Source organism: Corynebacterium wankanglinii, assembly GCF_013601005.1.
In the GTDB taxonomy this organism is placed as follows: Bacteria; Actinomycetota; Actinomycetes; order Mycobacteriales; family Mycobacteriaceae; genus Corynebacterium; species Corynebacterium wankanglinii.
On the sequence record NZ_JABFED010000002.1, the window covers coordinates 259,410 to 286,281 of the forward strand.

Below are 26,872 nucleotides of genomic sequence, written 5' to 3' on the forward strand. Positions count from 1 at the left end.
GGCCCCTTCATGCGAGGGACCGGGCGGAACGAGTTTATCGGCGTGTGTTGTGCTACTCGCCGCGCAGCTCACGCATGCGCTGAGCGACCGCGTCGTCGGAAACCTCTGTGCCAGCCGGGCCAGCCGGGGTAGCGGAACCGGCTTGCTGGGCGCCCGCCTGGGAGGCAGCGGCGCTACCCTGGGCGGGGTTCCCCTGCTCGATGGCCTGCTTGTTGCCGGAGGTCAGCTCGCCTGCCATCTCGGCGCGCAGCTGCTCCAAGCGGCCGTGGCCGGCCATCTGGATACCAGCCTGTTCAACCTCGGCCATACGGCCCTCGATGGAGTTCTGCGCCAGCTCGGCAGCACCGAGCGCGTTAGCGTAGCGGCGCTCGATCTTGTCGCGAACCTGGTCCAAGTTGGGCCCAGTCGACGTGATGGCGTTCATGGACTGCATGGTCTCGGAGACCTTTTCCTGCATCTTCGCCTGCTCGAGCTGGGAAAGCAGCTTCGAGCGCTCCGCAACCTGCTGCTGAAGGTGCGCGGCGTTGCGTTCGACAGCCTGCTTTGCCTGAGCGGCCTGCTGCAGGGCCTGATCGTGCAGTTGCTTGGTGTCCTCGACGCCAGCCTCCGCGGTAACCAACTGCGCGGCAAACGCTTCAGCGGCGTTTTCATACTCCTGTGCCTTCTGCGCGTTGCCTTCGGCACGTGCCTTGTCCGCCAGCTGCAGTGCCTGGCGTGCGTTTGCTTGTAGCTTCTCCACGTCTTCCAGGCGGCGATTGAGCTGCATCTCCAGCTGGCGCTGGTTGCCAATTACGGCAGCTGCCTGCTGGGACAGTGCCTGGTGCTGCCTCTGAGCGTCATTGATCGCCTGCTCGATCTGGATCTTCGGGTCGGCGTTCTCCTCGATCTTGTTATCGAAAAGCGCCATCAAGTAATTCCAGAACTTGGAAAATGGATTCGCCATGGTTAGAACACCGTGACCTTTCTGTCAGTAGATTGCGTTAAACGCCAACCACTGTAGTCGCGGTTCCGCACCTACGCTTCGGCAGCTGCGGGGGTTGTGCGCTCAAGTTCCTCGTTGAACGAGTGCAGCGACATATTCGCCACCGCCTCTAGCAAGACCTCTGAAACCGTGGTGCCCAGCGCTTCACACAACGAGGCAAGGAGTTCGGACGAAACCTCTTTACGGCCTCGCTCCAGCTCGGAAATGTACCCCGAGGACACCCGAGCCTCTTTCGCGAGAGCGCGTAGCGTCACCCCCTTGTCAGCCCGAAACGCGCGCAAAGACATACCAAGCGCCTCGCGGAACAGCGGCTCGTGGGAACCCTTGCGGGAAGCCGGGGCAGCCTCTGCCGGTGCGAGAGGCAGATCAACCGGGGTGTCATACAGCAAAGTTGTCGTGGTCATCAGAGTATCCAACGACTCGGCACCTAGGTTTGTTCCCGAACACCCGAAAGCGCGCCCAGCAGGGCAGCTTCCGCTGCTAGGCGTCGGACATCGTTGCGGCCTCCCGCCAGGACACGCACTGGGGTCGCCGCCCCGGGCACAAGCGCGTATTGGCCGTTGGCCGGGTCCAACAGATCGGCAGCTTGAGATGACGCTGTCCACCTCGGGCCAGCGAGACCGATCCACACCGTCCCGGCAGGAACGCCGTCCTGCGCATCCGGCCCAGCTACGCCGGTGAGAGACACCGCCCAGTCGGAGTTACACCTACGGCGCGTACCGCGGGCCATCTCGCGGGCAACGGCAGCGGAGACCACCCCCTCGCGCTCGATCAATTCCGACGGAACTCCGGCGAGCGAGGTTTTCAACTGTGCCGAATACGTCACCAACCCACCGACGAGCACATCCGACGCTCCAGGCACATTCGCCACAGTGGCGCAGGTGAGACCGGCGGTGAGGGACTCGCAGAACGAGATGGTTTGTTGGCGGGCGCGAAGCTCGTCGATAAGCAATTGCGCTGTGGTCACTTATTCACCTTTCCTGCATCGATGAGGTACTGCATCCCGGTGACCACCGTCACCGCGACTGCGACCAGCATCACCACGAACGTCGGTGTGTCCATCCACGCGGGCAGCGGGCACAGATACATGCCAACGGCCAACGACTGCAGCGCAGTCTTCAGCTTGCCGCCCTTCGATGCCGGCACCACCTTGCCGTGGCGCAGCATCAGCATGCGCCACACAGTGATGCCCAACTCGCGGGCGACGATGACAACGGTGACCCACACGGGAAGCGGGCCAGCGATGTTCAACGTCACCAGAGCGGCGATCATCAAGGCTTTATCCGCAATCGGATCGGCGATCTTGCCGAAGTCCGTGATCAGCCCCCGGGCGCGCGCGATGTCGCCATCGAGCTTGTCAGTAATCATTAGGGCGACGAAAAGGCCGAACGCCCACCACCAGCGTTCTGAAAGCACCAGCCAGGCAAAAACCGGAATGAATAGGATCCTCAGCGAAGTCAGGATGTTCGGGAGGTTCCAATTCGACTGCTTGGCGGGTTGCATCACGGCCTCCACCATACCCATTTGAGGGCGGGGTTCTAGACTTCCCCGCATGAAGTATTTCGCAGCTACGTATACCTACGGCGAGAAGTCCATCGTCGACGCTACCCGTCCCGCGCACCGCGAATTTATCGCATCGCAGCTCGCTCTGGGCCGGATCGTCGGCTCCGGGCCGTACGCCGGCGGTGATCAGGCGCTCATCATCCTTCAGCTACCGGACACGGCAACTGACAAGGACGCCTCCGCGGTGCTGGATGAGGACCCCTACACCGTTGCCCGGGCACTCGCGGCGCGCGAGATCCGCGAATGGAACCCGGTAATGAACATTTTTAGCTAGGCACCGCGGCCGCCGCGGGCGACGTCGAGGTGACCGGTGTCGCGCGAACCGTCGGCGGTGTGGTCGCCCCTGCCTGAAGTCGCCGGATCGTCGATCCACTCGACGTGGTTGCCGTACTTGTCAACCTTGCGACGGTTGCCGTGGTCGTCGAAGTCGATGTGGAAAGCCTTCTCCTCTGCGTCCTTGCGGCCCGCCTTGACGTCGGCGCGATCTTTCATCAGCGAGGCGATCGCAGTGACGGCCAACGTCCCCACAATCACCAGCAGCGACGCCACGGTGCCAACCTCCGGGACATTCATGCCCTCGCCACCGTTGATAAACGGCAGGTTATTCTCGTGCAGCGCGTGCAGCAGCAGCTTCACGCCGATGAAGCCCAGAATGATGGCCAAACCGTACGGCAGGTACACAAGCTTATCCAGCAGGCCGTTGAGCAGGAAGTACAGCTGACGCAGGCCTAGAAGAGCGAACGCATTGGCGGTGAAGACTAGGAAGGACTCCTGCGTGATTCCGAAGATCGCCGGAATGGAGTCGAAGGCGAACATCACGTCGATAAAGCCGATGGATAGCAGCGCGACAAACAACGGGGTGACGGCCTTCTTGCCCGTCTCAGTTGCAGAGACAAGACGGTCGCCGTGGTACGACTTGGTCACGGGGATGACCTTGCGCAATGTTTTGACCACGAACATATCGTTCGGATCGGACTCTGGCTGGTCGGTGGCCTCGTCGTACAGCAGCTTGATCGCCGTGTAGATCAAGAACGCTGCGAAGATGTAGAACACCCACGCCCAGGCGGAAATGATCACGGCACCGACCAGGATGAAGATGAGGCGGAACACCAGCGCCATGACGATGCCGATGAGCAGCACTTTTTGCTGGTACGCACGCGGAATCTTGAACGAGCCCATGATGAGCGCGAACACAAAGAGGTTATCCACACTGAGCGACAACTCGGTGATGTAGCCGGTGAAGAATTGCAGCGCGTGCTCGCCGTCCCACAACCACCAGACAATCCCGCCGAAGATTGCGGCCATGGACATGTAGAACAGCGCCCAACCGCCCGACTCCTTCATGGTCGGCTCGTGCGGGGTGCGCACGTGCGAGACGAAGTCGAAAATGAAAAAGCCGAGGATCACCGCTGAAGTGATCAACCAAATGTACAAGGGCACATGCATATGAAAGCCTCCGGTCAACGTTGCGAAAAAGACCGGAGGTCTCCCCCACCCTCGTGGGTGGCCCGGACCGGGGCCACCGCTTTTCGACGGCACCGTGCTGACGATCCTGGGCGCTTCCGGGGTACTCCCCTCCAAGCGCGCCTTACATTACACGAGTTGCGGCGAAGTGCCGCCTCAGCCAGGGCTGCGTGCGGGCGTTCAGGTGTTCATCGCCGGGCGCCCGCGACCGTTAAAACGCGCCGCCGGTCGGGTTGTAGGCCGCGGTCACCGTCCGGGTATCGGATTCGCCCTCGCTGTCCGCGGAGCCGGACTGGGAAGCGCTGTCGCCGGACGGGTCGTCGTCAAGCATGGCGTCCTTAGGTGCCTCGGCGGGGTCAGCGCCCTTGATCATCCAGATGATGGTCTCCAACTCCTCGGGCTTGACCAGCACCTCGCGGGCCTTGGATCCCTCGGACGGGCCGACGACGCCACGGGATTCCATGAGGTCCATCAGGCGGCCCGCCTTGGCAAAGCCGATGCGCAGCTTGCGCTGCAGCATGGAAGTGGAGCCGAGCTGGGAAGTGACCACGAGTTCGACGGCCTCGAGCAGGTCGTCCATGTCCTTGCCGATGTCGTCATCGATGACTTTGGCTTCCGCCTGCTTGTCTTCAGTGACGCCCTCGACGTAGTCCGGCTCATCCTGCTGGGACTTTGCCGCCTCCACGACAGCCTGGATTTCCTCGTCAGAGACGAACGCGCCCTGCAGGCGCTGCGGTTTGCCTGCTCCCTGTGGGATGAAGAGGCCGTCGCCCATGCCGATGAGCTTCTCAGCGCCGCCCTGGTCCAAGATGACGCGGGAGTCCGTCAGGGAGGAGGTTGCGAACGCGAGACGCGACGGCACGTTCGTCTTAATCAGGCCGGTGACCACGTCCACGGACGGACGCTGCGTTGCAAGCACCAGGTGAATACCGGCCGCACGCGCCTTCTGGGTGATGCGGACGATGGATTCCTCGATCTCCTTCGGCGCCGTCATCATCAGGTCCGCGAGCTCATCCACGACGCACACGATGAACGGGTACGGGCGCATCTCGCGCTCGGATCCGGGAGGGGCGGTCAATTCGCCGGAGCGGACTTTGCGGTTGAAGTCCTTGATGTGGCGCACGCGCGCTGACTTCATGTCCATGTAGCGCTGCTCCATCTCCTCCACCAGCCACTGCAGGGCCGCTGCGGCCTTCTTCGGCTGCGTGATAATCGGTGTGATCAAGTGCGGGATGCCCTCGTACGGGGTCAGCTCCACCATCTTCGGATCCACCAGGATCAGACGAACATCTTCCGGAGTGGCGCGGGTGAGCAGCGAGATCAACATCGAGTTCACAAACGCGGACTTACCGGAACCGGTGGAACCGGCGACCAAAAGGTGCGGCATTTTCTGTATCGAGCTGGCGATGAAATCACCTTCGATGTCCTTGCCCAGACCGATGAGCATCGGGTCGTCCTGCGCCGCAACTTTCGGCGCGTCCAGCACGTCGCGCAGGCGCACCATCTCGCGGTCGGCGTTAGGTACCTCGATGCCCACGGCAGATTTCCCGGGAATCGGGGTGAGCAGGCGAACGTTGTCCGTGGCCACGGCGTACGCCAGGTTGGACTGCAGGTTGGTGATCTTCGAGACCTTTACGCCCGGGCCCAGCTCCACCTCGTAGCGCGTGACTGTCGGGCCGCGCGAGAATCCGGTGACCTGGGCGTTGACGTTAAATTCCTCGAAGACGTCGGTGATCGCCTCGATCATGCGGTCGTTGGCCTCGGTGCGGGTCTTGGGGGCGTTGCCTGCCAACAGCAGCTCGGTCGACGGCAGCGCGTAGTCGCCCTGCGGGATCTTGCGCACCTGCTTCGGCGCCGGTGTCTCGGTCTCGGATTTCGGCGTCGTCGCCGGGATCTTGGAGGCATCGATGCCGGAGCGAGCGGCGATCGCCTTGGCCATCTGCTCGCGGGAACTTGCTACCGCATCGGGAGCGCCCGCTTCTCGACGCCCAACCTCCGGTTCCTCACGCGGCAGCGCCTTAGTTTCGTTACTCGGGGGCTCGTTCTCGCGCTGAGAGTGCGCCGAGACCGCCGATTTCGAAACCGCAGGCGGCGCAGGTTTCGGAGCGGGAGCAGCCCGTTTGGAGGGAGCCGGGCGTTCCACCACAGCCGTGTCTGCGACAGGCTCAGCGTGTGAGTCCGGCTGGTCAACTTCGTCGGCAAAGTCGAACAGGTCAAGCTCACCGTCCCCGTCAGCCGGGTAGCTCTCCATAGGCGTGGGTCGACGACGGGCTTCGAGCCGCTGGACTTGCTCGGGTTCGTTCTGCGTAGTGCCCCGGTTACGGCGCAACGGTGGACGCTTGGCGGAATCACGTTGCCGATCTCGCCCAGCGCGACGATCCCGCCCCTCTGCGATGGCATCCAGATCGCTAGATACGTGGCCGTAAGGATCCGACTCTTGGTCGTCGGGGGTGTCCGTGTTAGACAACATCCTCGAAACCAGATCCCTGATGTAGTCGTACGCCTCGCGCACGGTGATGCCAATGGCCTTTAACGCCCCATAGAGAATGACTAGACCAAGCAGCGGCACCGCAACATACGAGGAAAAACCCGCTGCCAGGACGCCCCCTGTAATCGCACCGAAAGCACCGCCAGCGAGCTTGCGTTCCGCCCAGGAAGTAGGGTTTCCGGCGAAGACGTGGATGAGCCCCAGCATTGCGACCGCGATGATTGCCAACCCAAGTGTCACCCGTGCTCGCACCTCATCTGTGGTGCGTACGTTGAGCATCAGGGCAATGGCGATCCCCACCAAAATGACCGGAAGAATGAGGGCGCCAGCTCCGATAAGCCAGTGCGTACCGGTTGAAATCAGATCGCCAACGGGGCCGGCCACATCGAACCACACCGATCCGCCGATGACAGCTGCCAACCCAATCAGGATGAGACCCCACGCGTCTGCGTGGGTTTCGAACGTGCTGGGCCCCTGGCGACGCGGCCGCTTTTGGCGGTCTCCACCCTCTTCACCAGTGGGGCCACGACGGCTGAGGTTCTCGGCCTGCTCGTCGTAGTCGTCCATCACATCAAATTCCTCGTCCCAGTCGTCTCTGCGACGTGGGCGACGTGGGGATGCAGAAGCTGCGTCGTCATGCTCGTGCTTGTCGCGACGGAAGAACGATCCAACGCCGCGCGCCGCCGCACCGAGAGAACTTCCAACAGCTTTGTATGCGGATCCGACCCTCTCGTCAGCGGTGTCAGCGGCGACGTTCGAGGATGTCGGCGGGTGCGTCATGGACACCGGACCGCCAGAGCGGGTGCCGCCGGCGGGGCGGCGCGTAGAAGACCGCGACGAGCGCGGCGCGGTGTTTTTGACAGACATGCATGTAACTTTAACGCCTTACGTCACATTCACACCTTGCGCCACACCGGCGACGGTTAATCAAGTGCTACATCTTGACTTTGAAGCCTTCGAACTCCTTCACGGCACCGGTCAGCTGCACCTCCACCGCATCGCGTCCAGATACCCACAGCAGCAGTTCCCCGGGCATCCCGGAAACGCGCAGCACCTTGTCCCCGCGTTGCGCCACCCCAGCGTTATCGCCAAGTGTGGCCGGCGGCATGTTCGGTGGGGTGAGGATTACTGGGACGGGTGCGTTTCTGAGCGTGAGTTTGCCAAAGCGCTTCGCCAATGCGAAGAGCTCCTCATTAACCGTCTGAGAGAACTCGCGGGGCTGAACCTCTCCCCCACCCCGGCGCACATCCTCGTGGTGGATGAAATGCTCAGAAGTATTCATGGCCGTATTGAGCGGCTTGAGCCATACCGGCGGCCCGGCGGACCACTCGCGCACGACCTCCTCGTACGGGCGGGCTTTTTGCTTCTCGGTTTCTTTCTCCGTGATCGAGGAAAGCGCGCTGACGAAGATGCCGGGGGCGGCAACGGGCTTCGACTCGCGGATGAGCAGGTGTACGGCGAGGTCGCGGGTAGTCCACCCGTCGTTGAGCGTCGGTGCGTCGGGCCCGACCGTAAGCAACAGCTCGGCGAGACGTTCGCGTTCCTTTTGAGCGAAAGACATACAGTCAGCATAGGTTAAACCCCCTCCGAGCTGTTGAAGACCGGAGGGGGTTGAACATGGTCAGGCGAAATACTTAACGCGACTCGCGCGTGGATGCGATCTCGTCCTCAGTGGCGATGTGGTTCTCGGACGACATCGGCACAACCGTCGGCAGAATCACCGGCTGGCGTTTGTAGTTCTGCTCGATCGCACGGGAGACCTTGCGGCGGATCTGCTGCACCATACGGAACGGATCGTTCTCGCCCTCAGCGGCGAGATCACCCATGACGGCTTCCACGCCCTCGATGACCTTCTTGTTGAAGTCACGGTCATCGTCGGAGTAGCCCGTGGTGGAAACCTGCGGGATCTCCAGCAGGCGGCCAGTGCGGTCGTCGATCACGCAGGTGATGGACACGACACCACCAGAGGCCAGGGAGGAGCGCTCGCCGAGAACATCCGGATCGACCTCACCCATAGTGGTCCCGTCAACGTAGAGCTGGCCCACCTGGTACTGGCCCGCAACCTTGATCTGGCCCTTATGCATATCTACCACGACTCCGTTTTGCGCAAGAGCGGTATTGGAGGGCTTCACGCCGGTGGAGATTGCAAGCTCCTTGTTAGCGCGCATGTGGCGCCACTCGCCGTGTACCGGCATCGCGTTCCGCGGACGCGCGGCGTTGTACAGGGCGAGTAGCTCGCCGGCGTAGCCGTGACCGGACGCATGGACGTGCGCCTCGGAGTTCGTGATCACGTTCGCGCCGATCTGGGCGAGATTGTTGATCACGGCGAACACGGCTTCCTCGTTGCCCGGGATGAGGGAGGACGACAGGATGATGGTGTCGCCGTCGTGGATGGTGATTTGCCGGTGCTCGCGGCGCGACATGCGCGACAGAGCCGCCATCGGCTCGCCTTGGGTGCCTGTGGTGATGAGCAGCGTTTTGTGCGGCGCCATCTTGGCTGCTTCCTCGATCGGGATGATCGTGCCCTTCGGCGCGTGCAACAGGTTCATCTTCTCCGCGATCTCCATGTTGCGCAGCATCGAACGGCCGTTGAACGCCACCTTGCGGTTGTTCGCTACGGCCGCGTTGACAGCCATCTGCACACGCGAGACGTTGGAAGCGAACGACGCGATTACGACGCGCTGCCGGGCACCCGCCACTAGGCGTGTCAAGGTCTCCTCAATGCCCGCCTCCGAGGCGGAGATGCCCGGAATCGTCGCATTGGTGGAATCGCACATGAATAAATCGATGCCCTCATCGCCCAAGCGCGACAGCGCGGGGATGTCGGTCGGCTTACCGTCGTACGGGGTTTGGTCGACCTTGACGTCGCCGGTCATGACAACGTGGCCGGCACCCGTCTTGATGGATACACCCAAGCACTCCGGAATGGAGTGGTTCACATGCCAGAAACGGAGGCGGAACGGCCCGACAGTGACCTCGGAGTCTTTGTTCACGTCGTGCAGCTTGGGACGCTGGCGGTGTTCCTGCGTCTTGGCCTTAATCAGCGCGTTGGTGAACTTGGATGAGTAGATCGGGATGTCGTGGCGGAGTTTGAGCAGCCAAGGAATGGCCCCGATGTGATCTTCGTGGCCGTGGGTGACCACGAGCGCGTCTACCTTGTCCAGTTTGTTTTCAATCGGCCCGAAGTCCGGCAGCACCAAGTCCACGCCCGGCTCATCGGAGTTCGGAAACAGCACGCCGCAGTCCACGATGAGGAGCCGACCGTTGTATTCGAACACCGTCATGTTGCGGCCGATCTCCGAGATACCGCCAAGCGCGTAGATACGCAACGTGTCCTTGGCCAGCTTCGGCGGTGCCGGCAAGCGCTTAGTTAAGTCCGCGCCCTGCATGGACTTCATAGGATTGCGACGGCCACCGCCTTGGTTGCCACCGCCCCCGTTGTTGCCGCCACGGCCGCGGCGACGGCGGTTTCGGTTGCTGCCGCCGTTGTTGTCGCGCCCCTCATGGTTGTGGCCGTCGTGGTTGTTGTCATCGCGGTGGTTGTTGTCGCGGTTGTTTCCGCCACGGTTGTTTCCACCGCGGCCCTGTCCGCCTCGGCCGCCTCGGTGGTCATCACCGTTTCCGCCGTCGCTTTCGGCAGGTGCGTCACCGCCGCCATCCCTCGCGGGGGCGTCGCTGGGGGCCTGGAAAACCGGCTGCTGCTCGGCCGCTTCGGGCGGTCCAGCCTTGCGCGTCACCTTTCGTGCGCGGTTGCGGGGTTCATTCATATTTATAGGACTCCAGCCTGTGTCATGTCGTTTTGGAGTTGCGCTACCTGTTCACGTGTCGCCGCGGCGACCGGCAGGCGCGGATCTCCAACCTCGATGCCCTGCAGACGCAGGGCTGCTTTTGCAAATGTCACGCCACCCAGCGCGCCCTGTTGACGCGCGAGCACGTTTAGGGTCTTGGCGTTGATTTCCCGTGCACGGGTGAGATCGCCGTTCTCAAATGAAGTCACAAGTTCTCGCAGAGCATGGGGAGCCGCGTGGCCCACCACCGAAATCACGCCAGTAGCACCGACGCTCAACCACGGAAGATTCAACGGGTCGTCACCCGAATACCAAGCCAGCCCCGTCTCCTGGATCAGCGTCGCTGCGTCGAGAAAGTCGCCCTTCGCGTCTTTCATCGCGGTGATGTTGGGGACCTCTGAGAGTGCGCGAATGGTGTCTGCCTCAATCGGGATGCCGGAGCGACCCGGGATGTCATAGAGGCAAATCGGCAGGCCGGTAGCTTCCGCAACTGCGCGGAAGTGTGCCTCTACACCCGCCTGAGAAGGCTTGGAATAGTACGGCGTGACAACCAGCAAGCCATCAGCGCCAGCCTCATCAGCGGCCCGCGCCATTTCCACTGCATGACGGGTGTCATTCGACCCCGCGCCCGCAATGATGCGGGCCTTGTCTCCGACCTCTTCACGCACTGCCTTCAGCAGTGCAATCTTTTCTTCGTCAGTGGTAGTCGGGGATTCACCCGTAGTGCCTGCGAGCACCAGTGCGTCGATTCCTTGTTCTACCAAGTGGGCAGCGAGATCGCGGCCTGCCGCCAGGTCAAGCTCGCCGTCGGAATCAAACGGCGTGACCATTGCGACGCAGACTGAGCCGAAAATTTCGGCCCCTCGATCAGCTTTGAGAGATGTGCCCATGGCCCAGTAGGATACCCGTCCCTCCGATGCAATTGCTTATCGACGTTCCTCCTCCAGCAAATCCGCAAAAAGCAGCGGCGCTTCTCCCACCATGATCTCGCGCACTGCCAGCGCCAACGCACGCTTCTCCTCGTGTTCGAAACGCCCTTGGTGCTGGGTGATGAAACCGCGCCACACACGAAATGTCCCCGTTGCGACAATCTCGGTGGCGGCGGCTGCCGGGGTGAGCGACTCGGCGGCTTCGCGGGCGCGTTTGCGGCGCACCAGCGCGTTGGGCTCGTCAGCCATCGCCTCCTCAAGCGCTTGGAGCAGCTCTTGGCGAACGAATTGCGCTTCCTCCACTGCCGCTTCAAACAGGCGGGTGAGGTCGTCGCTGGCCGCAACGGCCGCGGGGACTACTGCCCCGGTGCCGCCGCGTTCGGACACGGCCAGACCGCAGCTGCGCAGGGCGGTCGCCGCGCCCCGCGAGACATCCTGGAAGTGGAGTGTCGCGCTGGCGTGGTCCAAAAGCTCGGCGAAGGAGCCCGCGAGGTTGTCGGCGTTGCGCCGGAGGAGGGCAACCGGAGGCTCGTCGCTAAGTGAGGCATACGCAACTGCAGCCTCCCCCGCGGTGACTCCGTCTGGCTGCGACAGCCGCAGCGCGGTGGCGGCAACGAGCTTGACCTGCATTTACAGCCCGAGGTACTTGTCGAGTCCGATGGTCAACCCAGGGTGGCTTGCGACCTCGCGCACGCCTGTGAGCACACCGGGGACAAACGATTCGCGGCCGTAGGAGTCTTGACGGATGGTCAGCGACTGCTCGGTGGTGCCGAAAACGATTTCTTCGTGCGCCACCATGCCCTGCATACGCACTGCGTGCACATGAACTCCGTCGACGTTTGCCCCGCGCGAGCCGTCGAGCGCTTGCTCGGTGGCGTCCGGCATCTCGCCCAGCCCTGCTTCTCGACGCGCGTCCGCAATGCCCTGCGCCGTTTTTACCGCGGTGCCACTCGGTGCATCCAGCTTGTTCGGGTGATGGTATTCAACCACCTCGGCGGATTCGAAATACGGCGCCGCCTGACGGGCGAAGGCCATGGTGAGCACAGCGGAAATGGCAAAGTTCGGGGCAACGAGCACGCCAACACCCTCATTCGCCGCGCACCAGTCGCGCACCTGCTGGTAACGCTCGTCGTCGAAACCGGTGGTGCCCACCACACAATGAATGCCGTTGTTGATGCAGAAGTCGAGATTGCCCATCACGGCGGCCGGAGTGGTGAAGTCGACGATCACGTCCACGTCTTTATCGAGTAACACCTGCAGAGAATCTCCCGCGCTCACCTCAGCAACGAGCTCCAGGTCATCCGCTTTGTTCACACCTGCGGCGACAGCCGAGCCGACCCTACCGGCCGCTCCGAGCACTCCAACTTTGATCATGGGTGTCCTTTCTGTTGGTCTCCGGTGGCCATGGTAGCCCCGCTAGGGTGGGGCTATGACACTCCACAGCGGCAAATTCAGCCCAACCCGCAGCCGAGCTCTTTTTGCAGCGCTCTCAGTGACCGCTCTGACCGTTGCGGGCTGCGGATCCGGGTCGGGAGAGCCGGATCCGTCTGTTGAGCCGGAGACCGGATCAGTTACAACTTCCCCGGCGAGCTCCACCGCACCGGCTTCCCCTTCTGCGCCCACGTCCATGTCCGCAGAAGGCACGGCAGAGCCCGACACCAAGGACGTCTCCGCAGCGGCGGCCCCGGCAGGCGCCCAGTCCGCTACCCCATTCACCTTGGAGGACACCCGCCTGCAGAACCCGGGCCACCCCGAGCTGCAGATCGAAGACGTCCGCGCCGGCTCCCACGAGGGTGTCGACCGCGTCGTGGTGGAGCTTTCCGGCACTGGCACGCCGAACGTACTAGCCGGCTACACCCCGGATCCGAGCCAGCAGGCCTCCGGACTGCCGCTCGTGCCAGCCGGCAACGCGTACTTCGAATTGATCATCCAGGGTGTGCCGTGGTCGATGGGCTTAAGCGATGCCGACCTGGCTAAGGCCGACCCCACTGGCGTGGCCGCCGGCGGGATCCAGGAAATCGCCGACGGCGGAATATTCGAGGCGGATGCCCAATACATCGTCGGTCTCGACGCCCAGCGACCGTACAACCTCTACCTGCTGGAGAACCCGACCCGTGTGGTCGTGGACTTTCAGAGATAGGAGACGGAGATGAGTCTCATTTCTCTACTCGGGCTCGGTTTCGTGACACTGATGTTCATCGGCGGCATCGTCGCCCTGGGCAGTACCTCCAAAGAGATCCACCGCAGCGACATGGACGAAGACTCCAAACGCCGGTGGGGATTCCTCCTGGGGTTCTCTCCCCTGGCCGGGTTGTACGCGTACTGGAGGCGCAAGGAGCTGCTCGGCCACGGCGAGCAGCCCTCAGATGAGCCTGGCAACGGCAACGATTAGGGTCTCTGCGTTAAACATCCCCAACCTTTTTGCGATGCCGACCCTAAATAGCGTCTAAACCAGCAAACCCGGAAGAAAAGGCCGCTGTTTCCTCCAGGCTCTGAACCTTTCGCATGCGGGCACTAATTCGGCACGATGCCCACCACGGTGGCGCTTCGCTCCTCGTTCTTTCTTCTTCTCGGCGCCAGCAGCTTCACCCCATGTCCCCTGGGGCGCCATGGGGTTGAACTGGCTGGCGTCGGCACCCACCGAGGCATCCGTGAGGTCGAGAGCACCCTTGATGTCAGTCGCGCCGACGACAAGGTCGCGAACCTCTACGCAGTTGTCGCCCAGCGCCTTTAGCGTGAACGTGCCTTCGCCAACCACCGGGACGTCGGGCAGCGCAGCGGAAAGACAAACATTGGACGCGTAGGCATGCTCAAATTTAAGCCGCTTGAATTACTAACAGTGACCCAGTTCGCAGTGACTAAATTGTAGTATTACACTTCACATCTGTATGTACTCGTCTCCAGGACCACTCAGAGAAAAGGAAGATCGCTGATGTCTAACGCACTTGCACCTGAAGGAGCAGATACCCCTAGGAACGAATCCGCAGAAGGCACCCGCTTCGCACAGCCGGACAACTTGGAAAAGCCGGAGCGCACCAAGCGGGAGTTGAAGCGAGCACCGCTCGGCCCGGATTCCCTACTGTGGAAATGGGGTTCAGATCAGCGTCTCCAGCTCCTCCGCGGCTACACCGGCGTCCTGCAGAACATGCACCCAGCAATCGGCCAGTCTCTGCTGGATCACTCGAAGTTCTTTGAGGAGCCGTTCGCCCGCCTCGAGCGCTCCACTCCCCAGATCATCTACTCGATCTACGACGATGGCACCCGCGCCAAGATGATCCGCGACTACCACCACACCATCAAGGGCAAGCTCCGTAACGGCGAGCGGTACCACTCGCTCAACCCGGACGTGTATTGGTGGGCCCACGCCACGTTTGTGTGGCGCGTTATCTGGGCTCAAGAACTCTTCGGCACTCCTTTCACGCGCGCGGAGAAGGAGCAGATTATCCAAGAGGGCGTGACGTGGTGGGACATGTACGGCATGTCCGAGCGCCCCGTCATCGATACGCTCGACGGATACATCAAGTACTTCGAGGAGATGGAAAACTCCGTCCTAGAGCGAAACGAGACTGTTGATTTCGCGCTGCGCACCGCGCGCGTGGAGCCGGTGAAAGCACCGGACGGCGTGCCGGAGGCGGTATGGAAGGTCATTTGGAAGCCGCTGATGAACAGCGTCATCTGGCTCACTTACGGCACGCTGAGCGACAGGCAGCGTGAGATTTTGGATCTGCCGTGGTCGAAGAAGGATCAGCGGAGATTTGACCGAATCGCAAGGGGCGTGAAGAAGCTTTTCACCATCTTGCCGGAGGACAAACGCTACATGGAGCCCGGCCGCTCGATGATGATTAAGGCGGGCATGATCGACGGCAAGTACAAGGAGCCGAAGCTGGCAGACGCGTACCACGGCCGCGACGAAGCCGAGTCAACCAGCGTTGCAGGCGCCGCCCAAAACGGCGGCGACGCGGACGAGCGTCGCGCCGCCGGCTGCCCTTTCTAACACCGTCTTCGCCCCAGGACCGCTGGCCCTGTCCTCACCAATAGGAGCCAGTGGTGCTGGGGCCCTTTTCATCACATCTGAGTTTGGAGACCTCATGGCTATCACCCGATTGAAAGAACAGCCGCTCCCCGCGGACTTCCTCGACCGCCTGCAAAAATTTACAACCAATGCCACCACTGGTTCGCTCTACACCGGCGAGCGGAAGTCGGTGACATCCCCGTTTTTCGAAGGTGAGCTCGGATGGGTCGGTGTAGGTACCGTCGAGGATGTCGAAGAAGCGTTCCGCCTCGCTCGCCGAGCACAGCCGCTGTGGGCGGCGAAGCCGGTAAAGCACAGGGCGGCCCTGCTTAACCGTTTCCACGACCTAGTAAAGCAGCACCGTGAACTGCTGGCAGACATCGTCCAGTTGGAGACGGGCAAGGACCGTACCGCAGCGTACGACGAGGTGCTGGACGTGATGAACAATGCGCGCTATTACGCCAACATCGCCGCCGAAGAGCTGGAGATAAAGTCGCGGCCGGGAGCGTTCCCCTTCATCACAAAGACGGCTGAGCAGCGGGTGCCAAAAGGCGTTGTCGGCCAAATCAGCCCGTGGAATTACCCGTTGGCCCTTGGCATATCCGACGCGCTCGCGGCATTGGTCGCGGGGAACGCTGTTGTGGCAAAGCCAGACCTGAACACTCCGTTTTCCAACATCATCTCGCTGAACCTGTTGCTCAACGCCGGGCTCCCCCACGACGTGTTCCAAATTGTCACCGGCGCGGGCAGCGAGGTGGGCCAAGCGATTGCAGAGCGTTGTGACTACCTCATGTTCACCGGCTCCACCAAGACCGGCAAACTGCTGGGCAAAGTCGTCGGAGAACGCCTCGTGGGCTACTCCGCGGAACTAGGCGGAAAAAACCCGATGATCATCGCACCGGACGCTGATATCGAAGCGCATATTGACACGATCGCCACCGCCTGCTTCTCCAACTCCGGCCAGTTGTGCGTGTCCATCGAGCGCATTTACGTCCCGGAGGAGATCTTCGACCGGTTTACGGGCGCGCTGCGTGAAGCCACTCGGCGTATCAAACTCGGCTCAGGGCTGAACTGGAACTATCAGATGGGCTCGCTGATCAACCAGGACCAGCTCAATACCGTGCAACAGTTCGTAGACGATGCCGTGGCGAAAGGCGCAACCGTGGTCACAGGAGGCAAGCCCCGCCCTGACCTTGGGCCGTTCTTCTTCGAGCCGACAGTGCTCACGGACGTTCCAGAGGATGCGGACCTCCTCACGCAGGAAGTGTTCGGCCCCGTCGTCTACGTCCAGCGGGTTGCGGATACCGATGAGGCAATCCGCCTGGCAAACACCACGAGGTACGGCCTCAACGCGTCCGTCTTCGGTGCTCCTGACACGGCATGGGAGATTGCCCAGCAGGTGGACTCCGGTGGCGTCACTATCAACGACGGCTACGCGGCTACGTGGGCCTCGGTCTCTACCCCGCTCGGTGGCGTCAAGGAGTCTGGAATGGCACGCCGCCACGGCCCAGAGGGCTTAACCAAGTACACCGAGGTCAAGAACATTTCGGAGCAACGAATCATGCCGATGCGCGGCCCGAAGCAGATGCCGCGTAAATACTACGGCGAGCTCATGACAACCGCGCTGGATCTAGGTAAGAAGTTACGTTTCCTGCCGTAGGAACGTCGATAAGCGAAAGCGGGCGCCCCAGTGCTGGAGCGCCCGCTTGTCGACGAGCCTTCGGCTACTCGCCGTCTTCGACAGGAACCAGCGAGATCTTGCCGCGGTTGTCAATGTCGCGGATCTCAACCTCGACCTTGTCGCCGACGTTGATGACATCTTCCACGTTTTCGACGCGGGTGTTTCCGCCCAGGTTGGAGATGTGAATCAAACCGTCGGTGCCGGGCATGATGGACACGAACGCACCGAACGCAACGGTCTTGACCACAGTTCCCAGATAACGCTCACCCACCTTCGGCATCTGCGGGTTTGCAATTGCGTTGATCTTTTCAATCGCGGCGTCCGCAGCCTCGCCGGAGGCGGCGGAGACGAACACAGTGCCGTCATCCTCGATGGAGACCTCAGCGCCGGTGTCCTCGGTGATCTGGTTGATGGTCTTACCCTTCGGACCAATGACCTCACCGATCTTCGAAACCGGCACCTTCACCGTGGTGATCTTCGGCGCCAGCGCGCTCATCTCGTCGGGGCCCTCGATGACCTCGGCCATGGTGTCCAGGATTGCCTCGCGGGCATCGCGGGCCTGGTTCAGCGCGTCAGCCAGCACGGTCGACGGGATGCCGTCGAGCTTGGTGTCAAGCTGCAACGCGGTGATGAACTCGCGGGTGCCGGCAACCTTGAAGTCCATGTCCCCGAACGCGTCTTCAGCGCCCAGGATGTCGGTCAGGGCTACGTACTCGGTTTCCCCGTTCACCTCGCCGGAGACTAGCCCCATGGCGATGCCCGCCACCGGCGCAGCCAACGGCACACCGGCGTTGTACAGCGACAACGTGGACGCGCACACCGAACCCATGGAGGTAGAGCCGTTGGAGCCGAGCGCCTCGGAGACCTGGCGGATGGTGTACGGGAATTCCTCGCGCGACGGGATCACCGGCACGAGCGCACGCTCGGCGAGCGCACCGTGGCCGATCTCGCGGCGCTTCGGGGAGCCGACGCGTCCAGTCTCACCCGTGGAGTACGGCGGGAAGTTGTAGTGGTGGATGTAGCGCTTGGAGTCCTCCGGGTGCAGCGAATCCAGGTGCTGCTCCATCTTCAGCATGTCCAGCGTGGTCACGCCGAGAATCTGGGTCTCGCCGCGCTCGAACAGGGCGGAACCGTGTGCGCGCGGGATCAGCTCAACCTCTACCTCCAGGTCACGGATGTCGGTGACGCCACGGCCGTCGATGCGGAAGCCTTCGGTGAGGATCTTCTCGCGCACAATCTGCTTCATCACCGCGTTGTACGCGGCGCGGATCTCCTTCGAAGCTGCGGCATACTCGTCGCGGTCATCGTCGTCGATGTCGAAGTCGTCGATCAGGCTTCCTTCGATGTCTTCCATGTACGCGTTGGTGGCCTCATCGCGCTCCGCCTTGCCCTTGATGGTGAGCAGCTTGGAAAGCTTCTTGGAGGCCTTCTTCTCAACGGCGTTGAAAACTTTGTCGGAGTAGGCCGGGAAGAGCTGAAACTCTTTCGTCTCCTTGGCCATCTCCGTTGCCAGATCACGCTGCGCACGACACAGGGTCGCGATAAACGGCTTGGCTGCCTCGAGCCCCTCGGCGACCGTGGCCTCGGTCGGCGCCGGATACCCTGCCTCGATCTGCTGGACCACGTTCACGCCTGCGCCAGCTTCCACCATCATGATGGCGACGTCTTCTTCGGTCTTGCGGCCGCGCTTGCGCTCGACCATGCGGCCGGCGACGACCATCTCGAACAGGCAGCGCTCGTGCTGCTCGTGGTTCGGGAAAGCCACCCACTGGCCTTCCGGGTGCTTGTCGTCCGCCAGCAGCGCCATGCGTACGCCCCCGACCGGACCGGAGACCGGCAGGCCGGAGAGCTGGGTGGCCGCGGACGCACCGTTAATGGCAACGACGTCGTAGTACTCCTCCGGGTGCTGCGACATCACGGTGATGACAACCTGCACTTCGTTGCGCAGACCCTTCACAAAGGTGGGACGCAGCGGGCGGTCGATCAAGCGGCAGGCCAAGATCGCCTGCGTGGACGGGCGGCCCTCGCGGCGGAAGAATGAGCCCGGGATCTTGCCCGCGGCGTACATGCGCTCTTCCACGTCCACTGTCAGCGGGAAGAAGTCGAAGCCCTCGCGCGGCTGATTGGAGGCGGTCGTGGTGGCCAGCAGCATCGTCTCGTCGTCCAGGTACGTGGTCACCGACCCGTCGGCCTGGCGCGCGAGCTGCCCAGTTTCGAAGCGGATGGTGCGGGAACCGAAGTCGCCGTTATCCAGAGTGGCTACTGCTTCGGTAATGCCAAATTCCTCATCCACGTGGACCGCGTGGGAATTGCTCGGCGTGAAGTTGCTCAAAAAGATCCCTCTCCTTGAAGGTGTGTGGCGATCATCGGTGCCGCCTTTGTCGTGTTTCTCACGCAACGGCCAATGATGATAACAAAAAACGCCCCACCGTGCAGGTGAGGCGTAGTTTCGCGCTGTAGCTTCTGCGGCGATTAGCGGCGCAGGCCCAGACGACCGATCAGGTCGCGGTAGCGCTCGACGTTGTTCTCGCGCAGGTACTTCAGCAGGCCACGGCGACGGCCGACGAGCAGCAGCAAGCCACGGCGAGAGTGGTGGTCGTGCTGGTGATCCTTCAGGTGTTCGGTCAGGTTGTTAATCCGCTCAGTGAGCAGCGCAACCTGCGCCTCCGGGGAGCCGGTGTCGGTCTCGTGCAGACCGTAGTTCTTGAGGATCTCAGCCTTCTTCTCAGTGGACAGTGCCATGAGGTACTCCTTGGTTATTTCAGTTCGCGTTCTACGGAAAACGTCTTCGCTGCGCCGCGACCGCCGCGAACCACAGTCGGGTGGCGCAAGACCTCGCAAGAGGTTACACGACCGGGGTTTCGCGGGCCAAACCGGTCAACCGGCTCATAAATTCTTCGAGGAAGCGCTCCGCGTCTACCCCGACCGCGACGCGGGCGGACTTCACCGGATCGTTCAGGCACGTCTCGTCGGCGATCGTGCGGCCTCTCGACGGCCCTTCGGTGTCCACCTTCAAGTTAATGGCCAACGTCTCCACCAGGCTCGGATCTGCCGCTACGGCGACAGCCAGCGGATCGTGCAGCCCGCAGCCGCCCAAGTGCGGTGCCGTGGTTTCATACGCCTTGATGTAATAGTTCGTCGCCTCTGCCAGGAAATCCCCGCCCGCGGTTTCGAGATCCTTCCAACGCTTCGTTTCGACCGTGGTCAACAGCGTCTGGAGCGTGACGTCGAGGCCGATCATGGTGATGTCCACGCACTGGCGGAAGACCAGGTCCGCACCCTCAGGGTCTTGGTTGATGTTGGCTTCCGCGAACGGCGAGACATTACCCGGCACGGTCAACGCACCCCCCATGCACACGATGTGGGCGCGGGTGGCGAAGTGGTCGTCGGTAGACACGGCCTCGGCCACCGTGGTCAACGGGCCGACTGGCACGATGACCAGGTCGTCGCCGTAGCGGTGCACAGACTGCACCAAAAAATCCACCGCGGACAGCGGCTCGACTGCACGCGCGGCGTCGTAAAGCTCGGCCTCGCCGATGCCGTTCATCCCGTGGATGAACTGGGAGATCTCCATCACCTCGAACCCGTCGCGCTGCGGTCCGGCGTAGACGGGTACGTCGGTGCGGCCGAACAGTTCGAGGATGGCCAGGGAGTTGCGAACTGCCTGCGAAACCTCGACATTGCCGTAGGTGCAGGTGACGCCGATCAGTTCGAGCTCCGGCGATGCCAACGCGTACGCGATGGCGAGGGCATCGTCAATGCCGGTGTCCACGTCGAGGATGAGTTTGCGAGCCATTTACGCCACTCCTAGGATCTCGCGGGTCGTTTGAACGTCACGGGCCATGTTATCCAGCAGCTCGTCGACGGAATTGAACTTCACCATGTCGCGGACTTTCCCGACGAACTCGACCCGGGCCATCCGGCCGTACAGGTCCGCGTCCCGGTCCAGCACGAAAGACTCAACGCTGCGCCGGGCGTCCCCGAACGTCGGGTTCGTGCCCACCGAGATCGCCGCTGGGTAGCGCACGCCGGGCTCCATGTCGCCGTCGATCGCACCGTCATCGATGATGGTGAGCCACCCCGCGTACACACCGTCCGCCGGCACTGCGGCAGTATCGGAGGCGTACTGGTTCGCCGTGGGGTAGCCCAGCTCCTTACCACCCCTACCCGCGCCGCGCTCGATTGGCGCGATCACGGAAAATGGCCGCCCCATGAAGTCCGTGGCCAGGGCGACGTCTCCGCCGGAGAGGTGGTCCCGGATCGCGGTGGAACATATCCGCACGCCCCCGTCGCCGAGCAGCTGCACGATGGTCACGTCTACTCCGGCCCGCTCCCCCAACTGCGCCATCGTCGCGGCAGTGCCTTCGGCATCGCGGCCGAAGGTGAAGTTCTCCCCCACCAGCACGTGCTTCGCCCCCAGGTACCCGACCAGCACATCGTCCACGTACTCCTGTGGCCGCAACCCGGCCAGTTCTTCGCGGAAATCGATGACCAACAGCGCGTCCACCCCCAACTCGGCGATGTGGCGGGCGCGCTCATCTAGGGGCATCAGCGCGCGGGGGGCATGCTCGGGGGCGAAAATGGTCACCGGATGCGGGTCGAAAGTCATCACCACACACGGCACTTGAAGCTCGCGGGCAGTGTCCACCGCCTTGGAAATAAGCAGCTGGTGACCGCGGTGCACACCGTCGAACACACCGATAGTGACCACCGTGCCGGTCTCCGCGAAGGAACCCGGCACACTCGCAAGCCCGCGCAGAATATCCACGGGCTAATACAGTACGGCATACTCGGCAGGCATGAACGATCCCCTCGCAACCTCCGGAATCGTCGTCGTGGACAAGCCAGCTGGCATGACCAGCCACGACGTAGTGGCCCGCCTGCGCCGCTTCTTCGGCACCCGAAAGGTCGGACACGCCGGCACGCTGGACCCCATGGCCACCGGGGTGCTCGTGGCGGGCATCGAGCGCGGCACGAAGCTTCTGGCCCACCTCGTGGCAGAGGACAAGGTCTACGAGACCACCATCCGCCTCGGCGAATCGACCACAACGGATGACGCCGAAGGTGACACCGTCGACAAGCGTGATGCCTCCGGGGTAAGCGATGACGCGATCCGCGCGGAGGTGCAGAAGCTGACGGGCACGATCATGCAGGTCCCCTCGAAGGTCTCCGCGATCAAGATCGGTGGGCGCCGCGCACACGAGCTGGTGCGTGCCGGTGAAGAGGTAGAGATTCCCGCGCGTGAGGTGACTATCCACGCCTTCGAGCTCCGCGAGATCCGGCGCGACGGCGAGTACGTGGACGTGGACGCGCGGGTGCACTGCTCGTCCGGCACCTACATCCGTTCGCTGGGCCGCGACCTCGGCGCAGCGCTAGGAGTGGGCGGGCATCTGATTGCTTTACGACGTTCCCGTGTCGGCTCCTTCTCCCTCAGCGACGCCCGCACGCTGGAAGAGTTGAACAACTCAGCGGAGTTGTCACTCGGGTTGGATGAGGCGCTCACGCGCGCTTGGCCGGTGCTGCACGTCACGGCCGAGGAGTACGAAGCGTTAGCGATGGGCAAGTGGCTCGAGCCCCGGGGGCTTTCAGGGGTGCACGCGGCGGTGGGGCCGGACGGGCGGGCGGTAGCGCTGGTGAAAGAACAGGGCAAGCGCCTGGCCACGGTATTCGTGGCGCGCCCGTCGACTCTCTAGCCCGAGCGCCCCTACCGGACGTACGTGGATGTGACCACGTAGCCGCAGCGCTGCACCCAGCGCCCCTCGAACACCGGAACGGGCGCGGGCCGGGCCAAGAGCTGGGATGTAAAGGTGCCGTCCGGGCGGAGTTCAATCTCTGCCTCGTCGAAGTCCAGCCACCGCCGAGTCATGGGATACCAGCATTTGTATGTGGACTCTTTCGCGGAAAAGAGCAGCCGGTCGGCCCAGGGGTAGCCTTTCGCCTGCATCTGCTCCACCATCTCCCTCTCAGTGGAGCTGGCGATGGAGCGCAGCACACCGTCTGGCAGCGGCTCCGCTGGCTCGGCGTCAAGCCCCATGGAGTGGACGTGACGGGTCGACGCCGCCACCGCTGCCCGCAGGCCGTCGGTGTGCGTAAGAGAACCGGTGAACCCATCGGGCCACAGAGGCATCCCCCGTTCCCCGCGCAGGATCGCCCCAGCAACCTCCACACCGAGCTCGCGCAGCGCCTCGTGGGCGCACCAGCGGGCGTCGCCGAACTCGCCCTTGCGCACATCCACCGCGGCGCTGACCTCGTTGCGCTCATCGGGATGCAAGTCCTTGTAGCGGGTGAGGTCTACCGCACCCCTGCCACTACCCGTGCGGTAGAAGACGCAGCGAGCCTCCGGAGGAAAGAGTGCGACGTCTTGCATCACTGCTCAACCTCCATGACCGGGTACGGGAACTGCCGTGCTGACGGGTAGTGCTCCCATTCGCGCGGATAACCGAGGGACGCTTCGATGTGCGGGATTCCTTCGACAGTTGTCACCCCCGGCATGTGCAGGTGACCGTACACCACCGCCTGCGCACCATATCGTTTGGGCCACGTCCGCGTGTGGCGAGTCCCACACCAAAGGGCGATGTCCGACCACCGCATCCGCTGCACGGGTTCCTGCACCAGGGGCCAATGGTTGACCAGAATCGTCGAGCCACTGATACGCGAAAGGCGCTTGGTGGTGTACGCCAGCCGGTCCCAACACCAGGCACGGATGTCCACGAAAGGTGCGATCGCCACCTCGTCCGTCATCACCACATTGTTTTCGTGCGCCGCGGCCAGTGCTTCCTCAACTGTCAGGTCGCGGGCCCGAAACGAGTAATCGTAGAGGGTGAACAGCGGGCATATGGTCACCCCGCCAAACACCGGGAACCGGTCCTCCGGGGTGACCACGCCGATGGAACGCATCGCCTGCACCAGCATCGTGTACTTCTCCCGGCCCCGGTAGCGGTCTGCAGAGCGGCAAAACAACTCGTGGTTTCCGGGGACCCAGATCACGGTGTCAAACCTGTCTGCAAGCTCCTCCATCACCTGGACGATCAATTCGCCTCGCTCCGCCACGTCTCCGGCGACGATGAGCCAATCGGACGGATCAGCCGGCCGGATCGCGTCGATCTGCGCTGCGTTGCGCTTTACCGCCGCGTGCAGGTCGCTGACGGCCCAGAGCGTCGTGGTCATCCTTCTTTCTTACCATCGACACCCGACACAGCCCACCGCATCGAGCGGAAGCGCCACACCACGCCAACCAGTCGGGTGAGCACCTGGCCGAGCTGACCGATCCAGATGCCGGCAAGCCCCCAGCCGAACACGGCCGACAACAGGATCACCGGCAGTGCCACTGCCAGCAACGAAAAAAGTGTGAGGTTGCGCAAAAATGCCGCGTCAGCTGCGCCGAGGAGCACCCCGTCGAGAGCGAAAACCGCTCCACCCGCCAAAATCATCGCGATAAGCAGCATCCACGGCACCCGAAGCGTATCCACGACTTCCGGATCGGATGTGAACACACCCTGGATCTGCGGCGCGAACACCGCGAAGACCGCGGAGAGCGCCACCGCGAACAGCATCGAGTACCGCAGCGCCTGCACCCCCACACCGCGTGCCTTCTCGGCGCCACCTCGGCCAAGCGCCGACCCGGTCAGCGTCTGAGCTGCAATGGCGAGGGAATCTAGCACTAGGGTCAGGAAGTTCCACAGCTGAAGCATGAGCTGGTGCGCTGCCAACGCCACCACACCGAAGCGGCCTGCCACCGCCGCGGCCGCAAGCAGCGACACCTGGAACGACAGGGACCGCAATACCAAATCTCGCCCGAGCACCAGCTGGCTTCTGATCACCCGCCAACGTGGTGACCAGTCGCCGTCGTACCTCGCGTGCTCGCGTGCCAACACCACGACAAAGAGTGACGATGTGATGCCCATTCCGACGACATTCGAGATGGCCGACCCGACCAGCCCGAAGCGCCCCACCAGGACTGGTAGTAGCGCCGCGCCGGGAATGACCCCGCAAAGTGTCAGGTAGAAGGGCAGCCGGGTGTTTTGTACCCCGCGCATCCAGCCGTTGCCCGCCATGATCACCAGCGTCATGGGCACTGCAAAGGCAGAAACACGCATCCACTGCGCGGCGCGGACAGCGGTGTCTTGGTCGCCGGCCAGTGCCTGGGCGAGAGGCTGTGCAAAGACCCCGACTATAAGCGCAAGCAGTGTACCGATGCCGAGCGCAACCCAGGTGGCCTGCACTCCCTCAGCAACTGCCCGGTCCCGTCGCCCAGCACCGAAAAACCGAGAGCTGCGAGCGGTGGTGCCGTATGAAAGGAACGTCAGCTGGGTAGTCACCGTCGACTGGATCGCTGACCCCGCGGCAAGCGCCGCAAGCTCGGCGGTGCCGAGTTGGCCCACCACAGCCGTGTCGAGCAGCAGGTAGAGCGGGTTCGCCGCCAGCACTCCGAGAGCTGGCAGCGCGAGCGCTAGGATCTCGCGGCCGACGGAGCGATTGCTTAAGTTCGTCGGCTTAGACATTGGACGCGGGGGGCTCCGGGAATGCGTCGAGAAGCTCGCGGATGACCTGATTGCGGCTTCCGGTGGCGGAATACCCCGCGGCCGCCCAGTGGCCACCGCCGCCGAGGCGCTGCGCTACGGCAGAAACGTCCACCGCTGTCGAGCGCAGCGACATCGCCCAATATTTCGGCGTTTGTTCTTTCAGCACCACACCAACGTCCGTGCCCTCCAGCGACCGGGCGTAATCGATAATCGCCTCCACCGCTGTTTGGCTCATACGTGAATGGATTCCCGCCGGGATGGTCAACACCGCGACCGCCAGCCCCTTCGTCGGCACGATCTGCGTTTTAGCCAGCACTGCACCCATGAGTTGCAGATCCACGGGACTCATCGTGTCCATGAGATCCAGCGCGATCTGGCGGGTATCCAGACCGAACTGCATGAGCTCCGCCGCAAATTCATGCATGCGGGGCGTGCCCCACCGGAAGCTACCTGTATCCGTAACCAAACCGGCGTAGAGGCCGTAGGCGATGTCCGCATCCAAGTCCACGCCCAGGTATCCGAGCAGTTCGCGGACCATCACCGTGGTGGACTCGCTCTCGACGATCACGTTGATGCCGCCGAACCCTGGGTTGGTGTTGTGGTGGTCGACGACGACCACGCGCGACGGGTCGCGCAGAATCGCGGGCATGAGCGCACCAGTGCGGTCCGCGGAGGCGCAGTCGACGGTGACCACCAAGCCGTCCGCAGGCAGTGGCTCGTCGTAAAGAATTTCGTCCACGCCCGGGATGGTGCGCATGTTCGCCGAGTGCGGTAGCGGCTGGCCGATAAGCACCTGCACGTCCACGCCCAACTTGCGCAGCCCGAAAGCCAGTGCGCAAGCGGAACCGATAGCGTCCGCGTCCGGCTTGATGTGGGCGACCACCGACACTTTCGACGCGCCGCGCATACGGGAGGCGGCGGCCTCGAACTGCGCCGCCGCCTCCGGCAGATACCTCAATGGCTGGGGTGTCTGGCTAGACATCGTCACCCGGGCGATCGGATGCCCGCTTGTACGGGTCGCTCTCCCCCGCCGGCTTCGCGTTCGCGCGGAGCTGGGCCAGCTCCTCGTCGCGCGCACGGGCCCGGTTCAGCAGCGCCTCCATATGGGCGGAAGTCTCCGGGACAGTGTCGCGCTCAAAGGCGATAGTCGGTGTAAACCGCACGCTGAGCTGGTCGCCCACAATCTTGCGGATCTGGCCGCGTGCGCGATTCAGCGCCTCCGCGGCTTGGTCGTAATCCGGCTCGTCGTTGATGTCGCGGCCGCGCACGGTGTAGTACACCGTTGCGTCGTGCAGGTCGCCGGTGACGCGGGTGTCGGTGACGGTGACAAGTTCCAAGCGCGGATCTTTCACCTCGCGCTCGATGGCAGACGCCACAATCGTCTGAATCTGCTTTGCCAGGCGCTGTGCGCGAGGGTTCTCAGCCATTCTCAACTCCTATGTC

26 protein-coding genes and 1 pseudogene are annotated in these 26,872 nt (G+C 63.0%); 6 read left to right on the top strand and 21 right to left on the bottom strand.

Going from position 1 to position 26,872, the window contains the following annotated elements:
• Nucleotides 1-52 precede the first annotated feature (52 nt).
• From HMA55_RS04260 to pgsA, 4 genes are all read right to left on the bottom strand, one after another.
• Complete coding sequence (locus HMA55_RS04260; RefSeq protein ID WP_181191823.1) at nt 53-943, bottom strand: PspA/IM30 family protein; 891 nt, start codon at nt 941-943, stop codon at nt 53-55.
• 71 nt (nt 944-1,014) lie between these two features.
• Nucleotides 1,015-1,386 (bottom strand): helix-turn-helix domain-containing protein, encoded by a 372-nt coding sequence (locus HMA55_RS04265; protein ID WP_181191824.1) that lies wholly within the window; start codon nt 1,384-1,386, stop codon nt 1,015-1,017.
• 23 nt (nt 1,387-1,409) lie between these two features.
• On the bottom strand, nt 1,410-1,949 hold the full coding sequence (locus HMA55_RS04270; protein ID WP_181191825.1) for a CinA family protein: 540 nt from the start codon (nt 1,947-1,949) through the stop codon (nt 1,410-1,412).
• Entirely contained in the window at nt 1,946-2,485 is a 540-nt protein-coding gene (pgsA, locus tag HMA55_RS04275) for a CDP-diacylglycerol--glycerol-3-phosphate 3-phosphatidyltransferase (RefSeq protein WP_181192051.1), read from the bottom strand. Before pgsA ends, HMA55_RS04270 begins: the two co-directional genes overlap by 4 nt.
• A 49-nt stretch (nt 2,486-2,534) precedes the next feature.
• Between pgsA and HMA55_RS04280 the strand changes: the two genes are divergently transcribed.
• Nucleotides 2,535-2,819: a YciI family protein gene (locus HMA55_RS04280; protein ID WP_181191826.1), complete on the top strand. Its 285-nt coding sequence runs from the start codon at nt 2,535-2,537 to the stop codon at nt 2,817-2,819.
• Here the strand turns inward: HMA55_RS04280 and HMA55_RS04285 are convergent.
• The 7 genes from HMA55_RS04285 to dapB all read right to left on the bottom strand — a co-directional run bounded on the left by HMA55_RS04285 (nt 2,816) and on the right by dapB (nt 12,588).
• Nucleotides 2,816-3,991: a TerC family protein gene (locus HMA55_RS04285; protein ID WP_181191827.1), complete on the bottom strand. Its 1,176-nt coding sequence runs from the start codon at nt 3,989-3,991 to the stop codon at nt 2,816-2,818. The two genes, HMA55_RS04280 and HMA55_RS04285, sit on opposite strands and share 4 nt — an antisense overlap.
• A 229-nt stretch (nt 3,992-4,220) precedes the next feature.
• Nucleotides 4,221-7,364, bottom strand: coding sequence for a DNA translocase FtsK (locus HMA55_RS04290; protein ID WP_181191828.1), 3,144 nt, complete (start codon nt 7,362-7,364; stop codon nt 4,221-4,223).
• Between the two features lie 67 nt (nt 7,365-7,431).
• Nucleotides 7,432-8,058 carry a TIGR03085 family metal-binding protein gene (locus HMA55_RS04295; RefSeq protein ID WP_181191829.1) on the bottom strand — a complete coding sequence of 209 codons (627 nt, stop codon included), beginning with the start codon at nt 8,056-8,058 and terminating at the stop codon, nt 7,432-7,434.
• A 73-nt stretch (nt 8,059-8,131) separates the two neighbouring features.
• Complete coding sequence (locus HMA55_RS04300; RefSeq protein WP_235961732.1) at nt 8,132-10,264, bottom strand: ribonuclease J; 2,133 nt, start codon at nt 10,262-10,264, stop codon at nt 8,132-8,134.
• A gap of 2 nt (nt 10,265-10,266) precedes the next feature.
• On the bottom strand, nt 10,267-11,175 hold the full coding sequence (gene dapA, locus HMA55_RS04305; RefSeq protein WP_181191830.1) for a 4-hydroxy-tetrahydrodipicolinate synthase: 909 nt from the start codon (nt 11,173-11,175) through the stop codon (nt 10,267-10,269).
• A gap of 36 nt (nt 11,176-11,211) precedes the next feature.
• On the bottom strand, nt 11,212-11,844 hold the full coding sequence (locus HMA55_RS04310) for an FAD-dependent thymidylate synthase (RefSeq protein ID WP_181191831.1): 633 nt from the start codon (nt 11,842-11,844) through the stop codon (nt 11,212-11,214).
• Nucleotides 11,845-12,588, bottom strand: coding sequence for a 4-hydroxy-tetrahydrodipicolinate reductase (gene dapB, locus HMA55_RS04315; RefSeq protein ID WP_181191832.1), 744 nt, complete (start codon nt 12,586-12,588; stop codon nt 11,845-11,847).
• A 253-nt stretch (nt 12,589-12,841) separates the two neighbouring features.
• Here dapB and HMA55_RS04320 point away from each other — a divergent pair, with 253 nt between their 5' ends.
• Together HMA55_RS04320 and HMA55_RS04325 are read left to right on the top strand one after the other, a co-directional pair.
• Nucleotides 12,842-13,354: an AMIN-like domain-containing (lipo)protein gene (locus tag HMA55_RS04320; RefSeq protein ID WP_181191833.1), complete on the top strand. Its 513-nt coding sequence runs from the start codon at nt 12,842-12,844 to the stop codon at nt 13,352-13,354.
• Between the two features lie 9 nt (nt 13,355-13,363).
• The gene (locus tag HMA55_RS04325; protein ID WP_181191834.1) at nt 13,364-13,606 is read left to right on the top strand and encodes a hypothetical protein; all 243 of its coding nucleotides are present in this window, start codon (nt 13,364-13,366) and stop codon (nt 13,604-13,606) included.
• A 54-nt stretch (nt 13,607-13,660) separates the two neighbouring features.
• Here HMA55_RS04325 and HMA55_RS11225 read toward each other — a convergent pair.
• Nucleotides 13,661-14,023, bottom strand: a pseudogene (locus tag HMA55_RS11225) (DUF6230 family protein); the annotation flags it as partial.
• 123 nt (nt 14,024-14,146) lie between these two features.
• Here HMA55_RS11225 and HMA55_RS04330 point away from each other — a divergent pair.
• Complete coding sequence (locus HMA55_RS04330; RefSeq protein ID WP_181191835.1) at nt 14,147-15,208, top strand: oxygenase MpaB family protein; 1,062 nt, start codon at nt 14,147-14,149, stop codon at nt 15,206-15,208.
• 94 nt (nt 15,209-15,302) lie between these two features.
• Entirely contained in the window at nt 15,303-16,886 is a 1,584-nt protein-coding gene (locus HMA55_RS04335; RefSeq protein ID WP_181191836.1) for a succinic semialdehyde dehydrogenase, read from the top strand.
• Nucleotides 16,887-16,950: 64 nt separating this feature from the next.
• Here the strand turns inward: HMA55_RS04335 and HMA55_RS04340 are convergent, their stop codons facing one another.
• From HMA55_RS04340 to HMA55_RS04355, 4 genes are all read right to left on the bottom strand, one after another.
• On the bottom strand, nt 16,951-19,239 hold the full coding sequence (locus HMA55_RS04340) for a polyribonucleotide nucleotidyltransferase (protein ID WP_181191837.1): 2,289 nt from the start codon (nt 19,237-19,239) through the stop codon (nt 16,951-16,953).
• 140 nt (nt 19,240-19,379) lie between these two features.
• Nucleotides 19,380-19,649, bottom strand: coding sequence for a 30S ribosomal protein S15 (rpsO, locus tag HMA55_RS04345; protein ID WP_181191838.1), 270 nt, complete (start codon nt 19,647-19,649; stop codon nt 19,380-19,382).
• Between the two features lie 103 nt (nt 19,650-19,752).
• A complete protein-coding gene (locus tag HMA55_RS04350; protein WP_181191839.1) occupies nt 19,753-20,703 on the bottom strand; it encodes a nucleoside hydrolase in 951 nt (316 codons plus the stop codon).
• Nucleotides 20,704-21,675 carry a bifunctional riboflavin kinase/FAD synthetase gene (locus HMA55_RS04355; RefSeq protein WP_181191840.1) on the bottom strand — a complete coding sequence of 324 codons (972 nt, stop codon included), beginning with the start codon at nt 21,673-21,675 and terminating at the stop codon, nt 20,704-20,706.
• A 31-nt stretch (nt 21,676-21,706) separates the two neighbouring features.
• Between HMA55_RS04355 and truB the strand changes: the two genes are divergently transcribed.
• A complete protein-coding gene (gene truB / locus HMA55_RS04360) occupies nt 21,707-22,600 on the top strand; it encodes a tRNA pseudouridine(55) synthase TruB (RefSeq protein WP_181191841.1) in 894 nt (297 codons plus the stop codon).
• Nucleotides 22,601-22,611: 11 nt separating this feature from the next.
• Here truB and HMA55_RS04365 read toward each other — a convergent pair whose 3' ends face one another.
• From HMA55_RS04365 to rbfA, 5 genes are read right to left on the bottom strand one after another with little or no spacing between them, the layout of a single operon-like run.
• Entirely contained in the window at nt 22,612-23,274 is a 663-nt protein-coding gene (locus tag HMA55_RS04365) for a 4'-phosphopantetheinyl transferase family protein (protein ID WP_181191842.1), read from the bottom strand.
• A complete protein-coding gene (locus tag HMA55_RS04370) occupies nt 23,274-24,074 on the bottom strand; it encodes a metallophosphoesterase family protein (RefSeq protein WP_181191843.1) in 801 nt (266 codons plus the stop codon). The genes HMA55_RS04365 and HMA55_RS04370 overlap by 1 nt, the downstream gene beginning before the upstream one ends.
• Nucleotides 24,071-25,408 carry an MATE family efflux transporter gene (locus HMA55_RS04375; protein WP_181191844.1) on the bottom strand — a complete coding sequence of 446 codons (1,338 nt, stop codon included), beginning with the start codon at nt 25,406-25,408 and terminating at the stop codon, nt 24,071-24,073. The genes HMA55_RS04370 and HMA55_RS04375 overlap by 4 nt, the downstream gene beginning before the upstream one ends.
• Nucleotides 25,401-26,411: a DHH family phosphoesterase gene (locus tag HMA55_RS04380; RefSeq protein WP_181191845.1), complete on the bottom strand. Its 1,011-nt coding sequence runs from the start codon at nt 26,409-26,411 to the stop codon at nt 25,401-25,403. The genes HMA55_RS04375 and HMA55_RS04380 overlap by 8 nt, the downstream gene beginning before the upstream one ends.
• Nucleotides 26,404-26,856: a 30S ribosome-binding factor RbfA gene (gene rbfA / locus HMA55_RS04385; protein ID WP_181191846.1), complete on the bottom strand. Its 453-nt coding sequence runs from the start codon at nt 26,854-26,856 to the stop codon at nt 26,404-26,406. Before rbfA ends, HMA55_RS04380 begins: the two co-directional genes overlap by 8 nt.
• Between the last annotated feature and the right edge of the window lie 16 nt (nt 26,857-26,872).

Bases quoted from the DNA above. Each gene is read 5' to 3' on its own strand.
- HMA55_RS04350 (WP_181191839.1), bottom strand. From the start codon at position 20,703: ATGGCTCGCAAACTCATCCTCGACGTGGACACCGGCATTGACGATGCC.
- truB (WP_181191841.1), top strand. From the start codon at position 21,707: ATGAACGATCCCCTCGCAACCTCCGGAATCGTCGTCGTGGACAAGCCA.
- HMA55_RS04375 (WP_181191844.1), bottom strand. From the start codon at position 25,408: ATGTCTAAGCCGACGAACTTAAGCAATCGCTCCGTCGGCCGCGAGATC.
- HMA55_RS04285 (WP_181191827.1), bottom strand. From the start codon at position 3,991: ATGCATGTGCCCTTGTACATTTGGTTGATCACTTCAGCGGTGATCCTC.
- rpsO (WP_181191838.1), bottom strand. From the start codon at position 19,649: ATGGCACTGTCCACTGAGAAGAAGGCTGAGATCCTCAAGAACTACGGT.
- HMA55_RS04265 (WP_181191824.1), bottom strand. From the start codon at position 1,386: ATGACCACGACAACTTTGCTGTATGACACCCCGGTTGATCTGCCTCTC.
- HMA55_RS04280 (WP_181191826.1), top strand. From the start codon at position 2,535: ATGAAGTATTTCGCAGCTACGTATACCTACGGCGAGAAGTCCATCGTC.
- HMA55_RS04295 (WP_181191829.1), bottom strand. From the start codon at position 8,058: ATGTCTTTCGCTCAAAAGGAACGCGAACGTCTCGCCGAGCTGTTGCTT.
- HMA55_RS04320 (WP_181191833.1), top strand. From the start codon at position 12,842: ATGTCCGCAGAAGGCACGGCAGAGCCCGACACCAAGGACGTCTCCGCA.
- dapA (WP_181191830.1), bottom strand. From the start codon at position 11,175: ATGGGCACATCTCTCAAAGCTGATCGAGGGGCCGAAATTTTCGGCTCA.
- rbfA (WP_181191846.1), bottom strand. From the start codon at position 26,856: ATGGCTGAGAACCCTCGCGCACAGCGCCTGGCAAAGCAGATTCAGACG.
- dapB (WP_181191832.1), bottom strand. From the start codon at position 12,588: ATGATCAAAGTTGGAGTGCTCGGAGCGGCCGGTAGGGTCGGCTCGGCT.
- HMA55_RS04335 (WP_181191836.1), top strand. From the start codon at position 15,303: ATGGCTATCACCCGATTGAAAGAACAGCCGCTCCCCGCGGACTTCCTC.
- HMA55_RS04300 (WP_235961732.1), bottom strand. From the start codon at position 10,264: ATGAATGAACCCCGCAACCGCGCACGAAAGGTGACGCGCAAGGCTGGA.
- HMA55_RS04310 (WP_181191831.1), bottom strand. From the start codon at position 11,844: ATGCAGGTCAAGCTCGTTGCCGCCACCGCGCTGCGGCTGTCGCAGCCA.
- HMA55_RS04260 (WP_181191823.1), bottom strand. From the start codon at position 943: ATGGCGAATCCATTTTCCAAGTTCTGGAATTACTTGATGGCGCTTTTC.
- HMA55_RS04370 (WP_181191843.1), bottom strand. From the start codon at position 24,074: ATGACCACGACGCTCTGGGCCGTCAGCGACCTGCACGCGGCGGTAAAG.
- HMA55_RS04330 (WP_181191835.1), top strand. From the start codon at position 14,147: ATGTCTAACGCACTTGCACCTGAAGGAGCAGATACCCCTAGGAACGAA.
- HMA55_RS04380 (WP_181191845.1), bottom strand. From the start codon at position 26,411: ATGTCTAGCCAGACACCCCAGCCATTGAGGTATCTGCCGGAGGCGGCG.
- HMA55_RS04325 (WP_181191834.1), top strand. From the start codon at position 13,364: ATGAGTCTCATTTCTCTACTCGGGCTCGGTTTCGTGACACTGATGTTC.
- pgsA (WP_181192051.1), bottom strand. From the start codon at position 2,485: ATGCAACCCGCCAAGCAGTCGAATTGGAACCTCCCGAACATCCTGACT.
- HMA55_RS04365 (WP_181191842.1), bottom strand. From the start codon at position 23,274: ATGCAAGACGTCGCACTCTTTCCTCCGGAGGCTCGCTGCGTCTTCTAC.
- HMA55_RS04290 (WP_181191828.1), bottom strand. From the start codon at position 7,364: ATGTCTGTCAAAAACACCGCGCCGCGCTCGTCGCGGTCTTCTACGCGC.